7 protein-coding genes and 1 tRNA gene are annotated in these 14,404 nt (G+C 61.6%); 4 read left to right on the forward strand and 4 right to left on the reverse strand.

Going from position 1 to position 14,404, the window contains the following annotated elements; genetic code table 11:
- Positions 1–105: 105 nt before the first annotated feature.
- Together CXR29_RS14170 and CXR29_RS14175 are read right to left on the reverse strand one after the other, a co-directional pair.
- On the reverse strand, positions 106–390 hold the full coding sequence (locus CXR29_RS14170; RefSeq protein WP_127364880.1) for a hypothetical protein: 285 nt from the start codon (positions 388–390) through the stop codon (positions 106–108).
- Positions 383–5,413 carry a DUF4011 domain-containing protein gene (locus CXR29_RS14175; RefSeq protein WP_127364881.1) on the reverse strand — a complete coding sequence of 1,677 codons (5,031 nt, stop codon included), beginning with the start codon at positions 5,411–5,413 and terminating at the stop codon, positions 383–385. The genes CXR29_RS14170 and CXR29_RS14175 overlap by 8 nt, the downstream gene beginning before the upstream one ends.
- Before the next feature lie 107 nt (positions 5,414–5,520).
- Between CXR29_RS14175 and CXR29_RS14180 the strand changes: the two genes are divergently transcribed.
- Positions 5,521–5,593 (forward strand) — tRNA-Arg (locus tag CXR29_RS14180).
- Between the two features lie 48 nt (positions 5,594–5,641).
- Here the strand turns inward: CXR29_RS14180 and CXR29_RS14185 are convergent.
- Entirely contained in the window at positions 5,642–6,688 is a 1,047-nt protein-coding gene (locus CXR29_RS14185) for a tyrosine-type recombinase/integrase (protein ID WP_096159699.1), read from the reverse strand.
- Positions 6,689–8,768: 2,080 nt separating this feature from the next.
- Here CXR29_RS14185 and CXR29_RS14190 point away from each other — a divergent pair.
- The 3 genes from CXR29_RS14190 (at position 8,769) to CXR29_RS14200 (ending at position 12,533) form a co-directional block, all read left to right on the forward strand.
- On the forward strand, positions 8,769–10,070 hold the full coding sequence (locus CXR29_RS14190) for an ISL3 family transposase (protein ID WP_127364882.1): 1,302 nt from the start codon (positions 8,769–8,771) through the stop codon (positions 10,068–10,070).
- Positions 10,071–10,239: 169 nt separating this feature from the next.
- On the forward strand, positions 10,240–11,790 hold the full coding sequence (istA, locus tag CXR29_RS14195; protein WP_009884100.1) for an IS21 family transposase: 1,551 nt from the start codon (positions 10,240–10,242) through the stop codon (positions 11,788–11,790).
- Positions 11,787–12,533: an ATP-binding protein gene (locus CXR29_RS14200; RefSeq protein ID WP_009883781.1), complete on the forward strand. Its 747-nt coding sequence runs from the start codon at positions 11,787–11,789 to the stop codon at positions 12,531–12,533. Before istA ends, CXR29_RS14200 begins: the two co-directional genes overlap by 4 nt.
- 483 nt (positions 12,534–13,016) lie before the next feature.
- Here CXR29_RS14200 and CXR29_RS14205 read toward each other — a convergent pair whose 3' ends face one another.
- Positions 13,017–14,393 (reverse strand): class I SAM-dependent methyltransferase, encoded by a 1,377-nt coding sequence (locus CXR29_RS14205; RefSeq protein WP_096159701.1) that lies wholly within the window; start codon positions 14,391–14,393, stop codon positions 13,017–13,019.
- Positions 14,394–14,404: the final 11 nt, after the last annotated feature.

Here is a 14,404-nt window from a genome sequence, read left to right on the forward strand (position 1 = left end):
CATTCGAGAGCGGGCCTTCTGCGCACCTGAACCCTGTCGAGGGCTGTGGCCGGAGGGATCAGTGGCTGCGATCAGACAGGGCCGGTGCTCTCGTCGGAGAGAAGGCTACGACCAGTGCGGGGGCTTCTGCGAACGGTAGTAGTCCTCGCTGAAGCCGCCACCACCGGTATCGGCTTCGTTGCGCAGAGTCGCTCGGTATCGCCGCTTCGCCGCTGCGATCCGGGCCTTCCGAGACCCGTCGGCCTCGGCCTCGGCATCGTCATCCTCTGACGATGTGCTGTCGGAATCAGTGGAGGCCCCGTCGTCACTGGGACCAGTCGGTCCGCGGTCGCTGTCGACCGATTCTCGGTCGCGATCAGCCTCCTCGGCGCCGGAGGGCCGGTCAGGCATCGTCGTTCTTCGACCCCGACTTCGCCGAGGCGGCCCCGCCGCGCTCGTCCTCAGCCGAATCCGCGCCGTTGTCATCGGTGCCGTCGGGCCCCGCACCAACCGATTCGGTGCTGGCGGAGTCATCGGCCGCCTCGGGGACCTGGTCGTTGCTTGCGGTCTGGACGAGTCCGGCCGACCGGAGCTCATCGGCACGGATCTTGCCGGTGTCGAAGGTCGGCAGGATGTCGTCTTCGACGGGCCCGGCGGAGTTCGACCGCGGGATGAACACCTCAGCGCCCGTGACCTTCTTCGCCTGAGCATGGCGTTCGCGGTACCGATCCACGGCGGCCTGCAGACGGGAGTCGCCTCGGCTCGAATTGCCCTTCTGCGCCAGAGCGGTGCGCAGCAGATCCTTGATCTCGCCGTCGCCGCGGACCACCGCATCCGACTGGATCCAGTCGATCATCTGGTCGAGGCCCTCGGCGGAGTACTTGTGCATCGGCAGACCGGGCACGAGCTTCGGGCGGCTGCCGGTACGGCCGACGACCACCGAGGCGGCGCGTGCCGCATTGAGCACGGCCTGCGGGCTCATCGTCTCCACGGTCGCTCGCCAGGCCTCGAAGATCTTCTCGGTCTCGGTCTGCGGGTCGACGAACGCATCGGTGGACCATACGCGCATGAACTTCCAGCCGCGGCGGGTCAGCTGTTCGGGCAGCACCCGGTCGCGTTGACGCAGGCTGCGCATCGAGGCGTACTCAGGTCCGTCGCCGGCGACGGCGATGATCATTCCGTGCTCATCCTCGGTCGAGTTCGCCACGGCCAGATCGATGCCGTTGTAATGCTCGTGCGCGACGACGCCGAGCTGCAGCAGCCGATCGGCGATGTCACCCATCAGCGGATCGTAGATCTCGCCGTGCGGTCCGGGCTGGTGGACGCCGCCGGTCGCGATCTCCTCGAGCAGGCGCGGCAGCATGACCGCTCCCCCGTTGAGTTTGCTGCGGTCGAAGTCGTCGGCCTCGATGCTCGAGACGAGAGTCAGCCGCTTCCGGGCCCGCGTCATCGTGGCCGCGAGGATGCGTCGCCCGTCCGGCCCGGACAGCGGTCCGAAGTCGTGGATGACCCGTCCGTGGACGGTGCGGCCGAAGCCGAGGGTGAAGATCACGGCATCGCGCGACATGCCCTGAACGCGCTCGGCGTCGGTGACGACGAACGGCTCCTTCGTCGAGTCGTTGAAGAACGCCGCCACATACGGCAGATCCTTCATCGCCCGTGAGATCGCCGTGGCCACCCGCTGAGCGTGATGCGGGGTGAGCGCGACGACGGCCAGTGACTCCCGCGACCGGTTCCGCGCGTGTTTGAGCACCAGGTCGACGACCCGTTTGACCTCGGCGTCGGGGCTCTCGACCCGACCGGTGCCGATGTCGGTGGGACCTCGGCCGTCGGCGACATAGGAGAATTCGAGGCCGCTGCCCTCACCGGTGTGCGCGGTTGGCAGCGTCGAAATCGTCGAATCGTAGAAGTGCCGGTTGGCCAGGTCGATGAGTCCGACCGGGGACAGTCGGTAGGAGTTCGACAGCCGCATCCGCGGCAGGAACTCGCCGAGGCGGTCCTGCACCGATCGCGGATGTTTCCCATCGTCCATGCCGAACCGATCGACGGCGACCGAGAACGGGCGCGGTCCGAGCAGCCGGGAGTCGCCGAGGGAGATGACCTGGCGGGCACGGGTGATTCCGGGAACGACATCGGCGACCGACAGTCGTCCGGCGTCGGCGATGACGACCGCGTCGAAGAGCGGCAGGGCGGAGAAGAGTTCGGGCACCGTGTACGGGCTGCCCATCCACACCGGCGCCAGAGTCGTCAGCAGTTCGGGTGCCTGAGTGGAGATCCGGTTGACCGAGGTGTGCTTCGACAGAAGCTCCTGTTTGATGACTCCGGCGGCGATGGGGTCGGAGTCGATTCCGCGTTTCCATGCCTGTGCATGGTTATAGCGCAGGCGGGAGGCGCCGGCGGCGACGAAGGCGCGGTCGTTCTCGCGGAAGCCTTCGGCCACCTGGTGGAGAGCGTCACCGTCGTGGCGGCCGATCGCGGGATCTTCGCCGGCCATGGTCTGCAGCACGGAGGCCCAATAGGCGAGGTCGAATTCGGGACCGACGAGTGACTCGTCGACCTTGCGCCGGCGCAGATCGGCCATGAGGTCGCCGAGGCCCTCACCGTCGAGCTCACGCTGCAGGCGGGAACGTTCGGGCAGTTCCGCGAGGTTCTCCGAGTCGCTGCCCATCGCTTCGGCACGTGCCTGAAGCTCCTCGATTAGCATCGAGCCGAGGTCGCCGCCGTCCGGGGTGGTCTCGAGGATCGGAGCGAGCTTGGCCATATCGGCTTCGACGCTCTGGAGGATCTCATCGGCTTCGAGGACGCCGCGCGGAATCTGCGGGCGACCGTCGTGCCCGGCGAGATCGGAGAGGATGACTCGCTGGGCGCGGACGTCGATGAGGGCCGCGTGGAGGTCAGTCACCTCGGCGCCGGGGCGGAGGAACTCCGCGGCCGACTTCTTCAGTCGACGACGCTGCATCATTCCCATCTCGACGCCGACTTCGACCCGATATTCGGGTGTGCCGGTGGCGGCGATGAGGTCGTCGAGGCGGTGGTCGTAGATATCGGGGGCGAAGTTGTCGAGCGTCTTGCGCACGCGCAGGAGCACGCGGATGGCGCGGGACCAGTCGTCGATGTTGCGGCGCGGGTTGAGCTTCGCCTTCTGCAGCACCGGTTCGGTCGCCGCGACGAGGTCGGGGATCATCCGGCCGATGCGTTCGGCCACCGTGCGTGCGGCTTCGGCCTCCTCGACGGATTTGAGGTCGGCGCCGAACCACACGGTGTCTTCGACGTCGAGGGTGAATGCGCCGAGTCGAGCGAGTTCGCCGAGCTTGCCCCGCAGAATGTTCCGGCGGTCATCGCTGGCGCCGAGGATGTCGTCGTCGAAGCGCACCGGCGTCTGCGGGGAGTTGTCGCCGGAGGTCAGTTCGGCGAGGTGCTGCATGGTTTCGTAGACGGAGACGTCCCACGGCTCGCGCCTGCGGTGCAGGGAGGAGACGTGGTCGGCCAGGGTCGCGCGCTGTTCGTTGAGTTCGGTCAGCAGACGGGAGAGGTCCGGGCGTTCGGACTTCTCGGCCGAGCCGATGAGACCGATGAGCTGCTTGCGGATGTCTTCCGTGCCGGCACGGGTGTCGACGGCGAAGTCGGAGAGTCCGACCTCGCCGAGGCGGGCGGAGAAATCGTCGAGCGCATCGGAGGTCTGAGCGAGGAAGAGCACGCTCTTGCCGGTGTGCGCCAGAGTGGTGGCCACGGCGACGGCGACCTGGGTGGCGCCGGTTCCGGGTGGGGTGTCGACGACGACGGAGTGACCGGACACGGCGGCGTCGACGACAGCCTGCTGGTCTCCGTCGACGTCGATGACGAGGAACTCCTCCTGCGGCTTCCGGTCGGGAAGCGGAGTGATCGGCTCCTGGAGTGCGGCGGGAACGACGTCCTCGCCGTCGCCGCCGGTCGCGGATGCTGGTGGCGCTTCGCCGTCTGCAGCTGAGCCGGGCTCGGACGTCTCCGAGCCGAGGTCGGCTGTGCCCTCAGCATCGGGGGTTGTGGCTGCTGCATCGGGGGTTGCGGCTGCGGCAGCATCGATCGCCGGCGCACTCTTATCGGACTCGACGGCCGAATCGGCCTCGGCGTCAGTCGTCGACGGCTCCTCGCCGTCGGCCGACGTGTCACCGGCAGTCTTGCCACCGGCAGTCTTGCCACCGGCAGCCTTGTCACCGGCGGCTTCGGCACTAGCTGGTTCGGCACTGGCGGCTTCGGTGCCGGTTCTCGGCTTTGCCACATCGAGCGGTTCGTCGGTGATGGGCACGGTCGGCTGACCGTAGTCCTCGTCATCATCGTTGCCGCCAGCGGGAACGGTGCCGGCAGCGGCACCGGCGTCCGCATCGGCCGACGTCTTCTCGCCCGCCTTCTCGTCGTCGGCGCCGGCCTTCTCGTCGCCGGCCGCTGACTCGCCACCGGTCGCCGACTCGCCAGCGGACATTCCAGCAGTATCGGAAGACGCCTCGGCGATGCTGTCGTCTGCCTCGGCCTTTGCAGTGTCCGTGCTCTTCGCCTCAGGCGCTGATTTCGTCTGACTCTCGGCCGCATCGGATGCACCATCGGCTTCCGTCTCGTCGACGGCGTCGGCGGCTCTCTTCGCTTCGGCTCGCTTCTTCTCGGCTTCCTCTGCTGCGGCGATCTTCTCGTCGGGGAGGACTCCCGGCTGCGGCACGTAGGAGGGGCCCCCGAGGGAGGCGCGCACGTCTTCGTCGCCGGCCAGCGCCCGCAGCACGGGGTGCTGGGTGGGCAGGTAGTCGGTGGAGAACGGACTCGCGATGTTCGCGAACGTCGAGATGATCAGGCGGTGGTTGATCCGCAGACCGGGCACGCTCTGCCCCAGATCGCGCAGGCGGTCGAGGGCCGGTCCCGGGTCGAAGCCGTGCGGGCCACCGGTCGCGTCGACCCAGTCGTCGACGGGCACCTCGAGGTCGTATTCCGCGTGCAGGTGCTGAACGAGCGCCGGGTTGATCGTGATCTCGTTGTCGAGCACGATCTCGTAGTCTTCGACGCGGGATCCGCGAGGCACCAGCGTGATGTGGCGCATAACGACCGGCGCGTTGAACTTGTACTTCGCGTCCTTCTCCGTCCACGAGGCGAATCCGATCGCCAGGTGTGCGGTGCGGATGCCGCGTTCGTTGTCGAGCTGCTCCGCCTTCGAGCGGATCGACTTCGCGCGACGGCGCGCATCGGTGAGGATGTCGTGGTCGCGGATGAGGCTGGAGAGCCGGGTGGCGCGTCCGGCCAGCAGCTGCGCCAGGCCGGAGGGGTGGGCGCCGGAGAGGTCGATGCTGCCGTCACGGGAGTCCCGGAAATGAAGCATGGTGTCGCGACCGCCCAGATGGGCAGCCTGCTTCTTCCACTCGGCGAAGACATCTCCGAGCTCTGGGAACTGTTCGTCTCTAACGGAATCCGACACAATTCGACCCTAACGAGAAACTGTCCCCAATAGGTGCTGGCACACCGTGGAACAGTGAGGTTTCTTCTACGCTACACTGGGTGATCGTGGTTGAGGACGACCACCTGGCCCCCGTAGCTCAGGGGATAGAGCACCGCTCTCCTAAAGCGGGTGCCGGCGGTTCGAATCCGCCCGGGGGCGCGGGGTATGACCAGGGGAAACACCCAGCCACACCCCGCCCAGCAACCGCTAGTCCGCGGCACGCGGACCACCGGCGGACCCTCTCCATACTTGGTTCAATCGCCTCACGGAATCGCGGTCTGCCCGTCCGGTTGCGTGAACATACCGGTTGGTAGTTTTCAGCGATTCGTGTCCAGCCCAACGCTGCGCAGTCCCAACTTCAACTCCTTGCCGTACCCACTCCGTAATGGCCGAGTGTCGCAGATCGTGCAGACGGTACCCCGGTGCGATCTTTTCCCAGCCGACCTCACGCCGAAGGTTTCGGCTGTTGATCAGTCGACCCCTAGGGCTGAGGAAGACCCGCTCATGGTGGGCGCGTTCGCCAATGGCGGCTTCCAGGTCCTCCGCGATGACGTCGAAGATCGGAATCCAGCGTTCCCCATGTTGCTTCACATCTTTCTCGCTATGGCCTTCCGACCAGGAGCGGGTCACATGCAATGTCCCGTCTCGCAAGTCCGAGACTTTAAGCGCTCGGGCTTCACCCCACCTTAAGCCTGTGTAGCCGAGCACCCGGATTAGACGCTGATACTCCGGTTGCCTAATCTTCGCCGCAAGCGCCTCCACACCTTCAGCCGTCATCGGCGTCATCGTACGCGCCGGTCCGCTAGCCAACTTGATCCCAAGCACCGGGTTGTCACGCCGAAATTTGTTTTCTACGGTCCACTTGAAGAAGGCAGAGAGCGTGATCTTCGCTCGATTCCGTGTTCCCGCAGTCTCCCCCGACTTTGTCAGGAACTTGGCTAACTCAGCAGGCGTAACCTCACCCACTGGCCGACACATAATCGCAGTGCCGAGCTTCCCCACGATACCCTTGTCCCGTGCAACGGTTGACTCTGCAACACTTCCTTGACGAGCTTCAAGAAATAGCTTGACAGCAGTTTCAACCGTGGTCCTTTTGCCAGGACGAGGATCGTATTCTTCCGAATGAAGTACACTTTGCGCTGCGAGCCAGTGTCTTGCCTCCTTCTTAGTGTCAAATGTTCTGGAGGCAATTTGGGCTCGCCCGACCTTGAACTTTGCTCGGTATCGTTCATTCTGCAGTTTTGAAATGCTCATGCCACGTCTCCTCTCACGAAAGCAATAACCTCGTTTGTGCGGTACCGAGGTATTCCCGAATCCAGCCAAACTAAAGCCTCGCTGATTTCCCGCGGGCCTTTTTGATCAGTACGCCATCTACAAATCGTTGATTTGCTCACACACAACAAGACCGACAAGTCTTGCGTCGTCATTAGCCCTTCATTTAACATTGGGATTCCTTTCCACGAACCACGAATTTTCGAGGTTCATGGCTTCGCTAATTAGCCGCATATCTGATGCTGCTGAAATTTAGCGATACCCGGTCCTGGTGTCTATTTCTTATCCGACACCGAGATACCGCACCCGAAAAGCGAAGCCGAACGATAACCGGCCTTCGGTGCGTGGTGTCCGGAATTTACACAGTTTGCACAGCAATGTCATGACTGGATGCGGAGACGAACCGCCACCAGGAGAACCATCTCGGGGTTGTACGCAGATTCAAACCGTTGGCAGTTGGATTCTGGAATGTGATTGCGACGGTTGACTCCGTACCGATGTAGCGAAACGCTTGCGATACCCGTGCAAGATACTTACTGCCATATCAACCCAGTAGAAGACCTATGAAGCGGCACCTGATACCACAGGGTCATCGTGGATCGTTCAGCTCGTGGACGAACACCGCACCCAGGCAGAGGACAGCCAAAATGGTCGCTGCAGCCAACACAAACCATTGCGTAATTGGATACCCGCCACCGGTTCGGGCCGCGGAACACGACTGTGGGAATCGGCCCAAATCGGCGTCGTGGACGAACCACCAACCCTGCGAAGACAATTGGGGCTCGTATCGAGCGATACCCTGACCAGGGCTGACAACCACACTGCGGGGAGAATCACCGCCACCCGTCCCGACTCGAGACATCTCCAGGCGGACAACCTCGAGACATCTCCAGGCGGACAACACACTTCTGAAGTTTTCCCTACCTTGGCTTTTTCCGTGACTCCTGCTGTTGTCTGAGTTCCGATCTACGTGGCACATCGATCCAGGTGTCAAAAATTGTCTATGTCCCCGCGAACTTCGACTACACCGCACCCACCCATGTCGACCACCACGTGGCCTTCGGGTAGCTTTGCGCAACCACCAACGAAATACGCCCATCACCCCGGCTGAACAGGCCAAACGTACTACTCAACGCAGCCAATGACGGCCTCGCCTGCCGTTCTCAAAGGCAAGCACTCCAGCACAGAGGCAACAGGTTGCCGGACCCATCCGGCCGACCCTGCGTCTCAAAACGTGCTGCAATCGAGCAGAAATATGGGCGAGTCGCTTCGGTAGATCAGCCTATATCGTTGGGTTGACTCATCTTCCTCATGTGGCGGGCGGAGGCGATTTCTGCGCCTATCGCAGACTCGACTCACTCACACTGAGCACCGGCATCTTCAATCCCGCGACACGACTGACCGATCGCTTGCATGTCGACGCTTCACCATCTCGCCATAACGCAGACAGTATTTCGCTCGTCGGAACCAACAATTTCGAAGACTCTCTACCGATTTCCACTTCTAGTTTAGAGAATGAATTATCTAACCGTACAAATCATTTTTCTAAAACCTGAAAATGCATAATATAATTATGCAATTGTTGTTTCTAAATGGACACATGACTGCCGTGAATTGTATGTACGTTCCCGCGTGTACGATCACCCTCACTATTTAACGATGTTCCATCAATCTCATACCCGCATAATCAGATCGAGCAAAAGAAGTCAGCCTCGACAGCTCCACCCATAGTCGGGTTCAGAAGCGTAGGGGTCATCGGTAGTCCTGAAACATGTTCAAAGAATTACGCAAACTCTCGAACCTACCGATGCAGGTACTTCCCCGCCTCGACCCGCGTTTGCGTTCCCACAGGCCTGTCAATCCTTGTTCGGCACGCGGTGACGATCTCGATGATTTGTCAACATCAGCTCCGAGACCTCTGCCTGGGTGGAGCCATGTCAACAGTCCACAAAGGGGCTCTTCGCAGTTGAGGGTGTAGAACCGGTGCGCGTCGCTACACAGAAATAGGTCGAGGCCTTTCGAAGATGGAATTTCCTAGACAAACCATCCGAAAGACCTCGACGTGCACCACCTTACGTTCTCCACCCCTGACCTCACCACGTTCTGCCACCTCGACACACTCGGCCTGCACTGCACGGGCCAACACGTCACCGATTCAGAAACAGTTCTCCTGTGCACCCCAACCACTGACGATGAGTGGTGCCACCGATGCGGCGGACATGGCCGGCCCCGCGATACTGTGACCCGGAAATTGGCTCACGAACCCTTCGGGCACCGTCCCACCACCCTGCTCATCCGACTCCGTCGCTACAAGTGCGAACTCTGTGGGCGCGTGTGGCGCAATGACACCGACCAAGCAGCCCCAGCCAGGGCCAAGATCTCGCGCACCGGACTCGCATGGGCTTTGAAAGCACTCGTTGTCGATCACGCCACGATCTCCGTCATCGCGGCCAAGCTCGCTGTATCCTGGCACACCGCTAATGACGCGATCCTGGCCGAAGGACATCGGGCTCTCATCGACGATCCTTCCCGGTTCGATAACGTGAGCGTCATCGGCGTCGACGAACATGTCTGGCGGCACACCAGACGGGGTGACAAGTACGTGACCGTGATCATCGATCTCACCCCGATCCGCGATCAGACAGGACCAGCGAGATTGCTGGACATGGTTGAGGGACGATCGAAGGCCGTGTTCAAATCGTGGCTGGCCCGGCAGTCGAAGGCCTTCCGCGATGGAATCGAGGTCGTGGCGATGGATGGGTTCACCGGGTTCAAGACCGCTGCTGTCGAAGAGCTGCCGGCCGCGGTGGAAGTGATGGATCCCTTCCATGTCGTCAAGCTCGCCGGGGACAGTCTGGACGAGGTCCGCAGGCGTGTTCAGCAGGAAACGACCGGGCACCGCGGGAAGAAGGGCGACCCGTTGTATCAGGCCCGGCGGACTCTGCACACCGGGTGTCAGTTACTCACCGAGCGGCAGCAGCAACGGATCGTCGCTCTCTTTGCTGATGAGAATCATGCTGATGTGGAGGTGACCTGGAGCGTGTTCCAAGACATCATCACCGCCTACCGCAACCCGGACCGAACCGCGGGGAAGAAGTCGCTGCAGTCGATCATCGACTCCATCTCGTCCGGGGTGCCTGCTGGTCTTGTTGAGCTGCGCCGGCTGGGGCGGACGTTGAAGAAGCGGGCTATGGATGTGTTGGCGTATTTCGATCGGCCGGGGACGTCGAACGGTCCGACGGAAGCATTGAACGGCAGGCTGGAACACCTACGTGGATCGGCGCTGGGGTTCCGGAACCTCACCCACTACATCGCCCGAAGCTTGCTCGAGACGGGAGGATTCAGACCCCGATTACACCCCTAACTGCGAAGTGAATATCCGTCTTGTTGGGGGCCGTCAATCGTGAGCTCGGGGGCCAGTTGCTTGGTCGCGTGATCGTGGGCGTCGGGACCATCTATGGCGTGTGCGGGGGCCACGAACTATAAGCTCCTTTCACCGCGTGTATTGGGCACGCGGCGAAAGGAGATTATCAATGGTACGCAAGATCAGGGCCAAGCTGGTGTTACAGCTTCGAGCCGAGGGGCTCTCGGGCAGAGCGATCGCTGGCTCCCAGGCAATGTCACGCAAATCGGTCACGCAGGTCCTCGAGGCCGCCGACGCTGCGGGACTCGGGTGGGATGATGTCAAGGACCGTGCTGACAGTGAAGTGTATGGCCTCCTGTTTCCGGGCCGCGGGGACCATCACAGCGTGTTCGCCCAACCTGACTGGAAGGCAATCCATAAGGAAATGGCCCGGGTCGGGGTGACGCTGAAGCTCCTCCATGGCGAGTACGCCGATGAGTGCGCTGCGGCTGGTGATCCGGCGATGAGTTATGACCGGTTCTGCCGCACCTATCAGCGCCACGTCCTCGTCACCGGTGCAGCTTCTCGTGTGGGACACAAAGCCGCCCAGACCATCGAGGTCGACTGGTCCGGTCCGACAATGCAACTGCACACGGGGGCAGACAAGCCGAAGACGGTCTATCTGTTCGTCGCGTGTCTGCCCTTCAGCAGGTACGCATTCGTGCACCCGAGCCTGGACATGAGTCAGGACTCGTGGCTCCGGGCGCATGTGGCGATGTTCACCGCTTTCGGCGGTTCAACACCGCGGATCGTGCCCGACAATCTCAAGACCGGAGTCATCACTCATCCTCGCGACGGTGAAATCGTGCTCAACGACGCCTATCGGGAAATGGCTGCCCACTATTCGGCTGCTGTTCTACCGGGCAGAATCAGGGCACCAAAAGACAAGGCGAGTGTTGAGAATACTGTTGGACATGTCGCCACATGGGTGATCGCAGGGCTACGTGACCGGCGGTTCACATCGCTGCCGACGTTGACGGCCGCGATCGAGGAGAGAGTCTGCGCTTATAATGCTGAACCTTTCCAGAAGCGGCCCGGATCCAGGCTCAGTGTCTTCACCACGGAGGAGGAACCGCTGTTGACACCGCTGCCGCAGGTGGCCTACGAGATCAGTCAGTGGATCTATGGGCGGCGTGTGGCCAGGAACGGGCATGTGAGCTGGGCGCGCAACTATTACTCGGTGCCGTTTGAGCACATCGGATCCAAAGTCGATCTGCGCATCACCGACCGCAGCCTCGAAGTCTACCGCGGGGACCAGCGAGTCACGACTCACCTGCTGCTGCCAGAGACTGCGGTCAATGAGTATCGCACGAATGATGCTGACCTTCCTGCTGGGGACAGATACCAGCAGTGGGACGCGGCCCGGATACGCCAATGGGCCGAGAGGATCGGGGCGTCGACGCTGGTCGTCATCAATCGCATCTTCGAGTCCGTAGCCATCGACGAGCAAGGGGTCAACCCGGCGTTGGCGGTGTTGAGACTCTCTCGCCGCTACTCTGCCGACCGGGTCGAAGCCGCTTGCCGGATTACGCTGGCGGGGCCGGTGCGGTCGCCACGGTATGCGCATGTGCAACCGCTCCTTGCCACCGGTCAGGACCAGACCAGACCCGCCCGGACCGAACCTGTCGAGCACGGCGGCTACGTCCGCGGTGCCTCCTACTATGCAGGAGGGACTCGGTGACTTCGATCGATACAGAGACCAAGCGCAAACTGCGCGAAATGGGCGCGATGGCCCTGCTGGAGGCACTCGAGGCCCAAGACGAGGATCTGACCATGGGAATGAGCTTCGACGAACGGTTGCGACTGGTCGTCGATGAAGCCCATTCGGTATTCAATCACGCCAAAATCGAGGGACTCATCCGCAGGGCCGGGTTGCGCTACCCGGCAGCCGACCTGCGTCAACTCGATAGGGTCGATGAACGCGGCCTGGATCGGAACGTGATCGCCCAGCTGGGGACCTGCAGTTTCATCGAGCGGGGCCAGAACGTCGTGTTCCAAGGGTTCACCGGTTCCGGGAAATCGTACCTGGGGTGCGCCTTGGCCAAACGGGCCTGCCAGCACCGGATCCGTGCGCACTATATTCGCATGCCTGATCTTGAAGAAGCTTGGGCGCAGGCGTTGGACAAACCGATGGGCACGACGAAGTTCTTGAAGAAGTACGCCGCGTTCAGCGTTCTCGTGATAGACGAATGGTTGCTCGATCATCCGGATGAGTCGATGCGCAGCATGCTGTTGGAACTGCTCGAACGCCGCTACGACTGTGCGTCGACGGTGTTCTGCACCCAGTATGCGAAGAAGGACTGGCATCAACGACTCGGATCCGGAGTCCACGCGGATGCGATCATGGACCGGATCGTGCACAACACGGTCTGGGTCGAGACCGGCAGTCACAACATGAGAGAACATGCTGCTTTGAACCCGTGACGATGAGCTGATGGGCGGCCAGTGGCCCCGAGGTCCACGGCTGCTGGCCCCCACAGGCAATATCGGTGGTCCCCAACCGCACGATCGGGTGGTCCCCAAAGCTTCAAATACTCAGCGAAGAGCCCACAAAGGGTTCGGCACCAGTGCGACAGCTTGCAAGTAGCGATGACCGCCTGGACACGAGTACGGGGAACATAGCCCCTGAAGCTGAAATTGCCCATACACTGCCGGAGAGAGGACCGTAGTGGCCTACCTGGCCCGAGAATACGCGGGCACACGGCGCGAAAGGCGAATATAGACGTATACCCGTCTACGTATATATGCCTCTACATACCCCGGGCATCAAAGGGTCTAGAGCAGCCAGGGGACGAATGTAACCCCAGCCTGCCCGCTCTGCAGGAAATCTCATCAATGGGCCGCCGAATGATCCTCGCGGCATGGTCGTCGTTCGTTACCCCGGCCCACTGCGGCTGGTCCACATGGTCAGGGTCGGCGGAAGACAAGCAAAGGCTCGTGAGACCCGACAGCCTTATAGTCGGCAAGAGACTGAGCACTCTTCTTACCCGGCTCCCGCTTCTTCGGCCGGCCGCCTTCGTCTCGGCTGGGACGTTTCGTGAGCGATAACACTGACACATCTTCAAGAACTAGGCCCTCGCTTAAGCTTGCTCTGACCCATTCGTCGACAATATCGATGGAATTGTTCGTCCTGTCGGCAATGTTGATCACTGCCCGGCCTCCCGGACGCAGAGCCTTCGCGATGTTGCGCACTGTGCCCTGGACAAATCCGTCGACCCACGTCTGGAGAGTAGGGTATTTGTTGTGGGACTGCTCCTCTGCATTGTCGCTGTCAGCACCATAGTCTTCAGCGTCGTAATACGGGGGGCTCGTGAAGACGCAGTCCACATCGCCACAACGGTCCGAGTAGTCCTCGGACCCTGACTTAACGATGCGAAACGAACCATCCCTTCCCGTGACGTTTTCGATCAACGCACCCAGTTCACGCAAGCAGTCCACAGTTCTAGTATCGACCTCGGTAGCGATGTACGTGTAATCGTTCCGGCTGGTCAGCGCCCCTAACATTCGTCCACCCCACCCTCCACAGGGGTCCCAGATCGTTCCACCAACGGGGGTATACCGTTCAAAGATCGCCTGCGCGACCATCGGAGGGAAATTCGTGGGGATGGCTCGCCCACCTTTCAATTTCGCCCGAACACTACGCGGGCTTACCGTCCCCGATTTGGCGGCTGCCTCGATGGCAGACTTCAACTTTGTGTCGTCATCGAAGAATTGGCGCATCGATTGACCACTCTTCGATCTACTCTGGTCCAGGTGCGGAAACATCCACGTGCACAAATCTTGGCCAAGTGTGTACTGTTTGGGCCGCATCGGAAGAATCCACTGTAGTTCCACGACTTGTTCGGGCTGTTCGATATTCGTCAGCAGCCTGTCTCGCCCGTCGAAGACTTCAATTTCCGCGTCCCAACACTTCAGAACCTCCAAAGCCGCTCCCGGCCAGGAGAACCACCTATTAAGCGGCATGACGCCCCACTCGCGGTAAAGCTCCATCACTGTTCCCGCGCGATCATCAATTCGCTGCTTGATTCGGTCCGCTTCTCGGGAAAGATTGGCGACTTCATAGAGGTTCGGCAGTCTCGGCCCGAAAACGGTTCGATTCCAATTAGCGTTCTCATTCTGCCGATCAAGAACCCTCTGAACGTTCGCAATGGCCGCACATAAAGTTTTCAAATCCTCGACGAGAGTCTCAATCTCAACGACTAACCTGTGTAGCCGCCCGTCATCACACGGGTGCCCTTGACCCGAGGAAATTAACTCACCCTTGTCGCCAGTTGCAGCGAGCACATGACGGTGAC

Origin of the sequence: Brevibacterium linens (assembly GCF_003999335.1) — a bacterium.
GTDB classification, from domain to species: domain Bacteria; phylum Actinomycetota; class Actinomycetes; order Actinomycetales; family Brevibacteriaceae; genus Brevibacterium; species Brevibacterium linens.

Coding starts and splice junctions, on each gene's coding strand:
- istA (WP_009884100.1), top strand. CDS start 10,240: ATGGTACGCAAGATCAGGGCCAAGCTGGTGTTACAGCTTCGAGCCGAG.
- CXR29_RS14185 (WP_096159699.1), bottom strand. CDS start 6,688: ATGAGCATTTCAAAACTGCAGAATGAACGATACCGAGCAAAGTTCAAG.
- CXR29_RS14170 (WP_127364880.1), bottom strand. CDS start 390: ATGCCTGACCGGCCCTCCGGCGCCGAGGAGGCTGATCGCGACCGAGAA.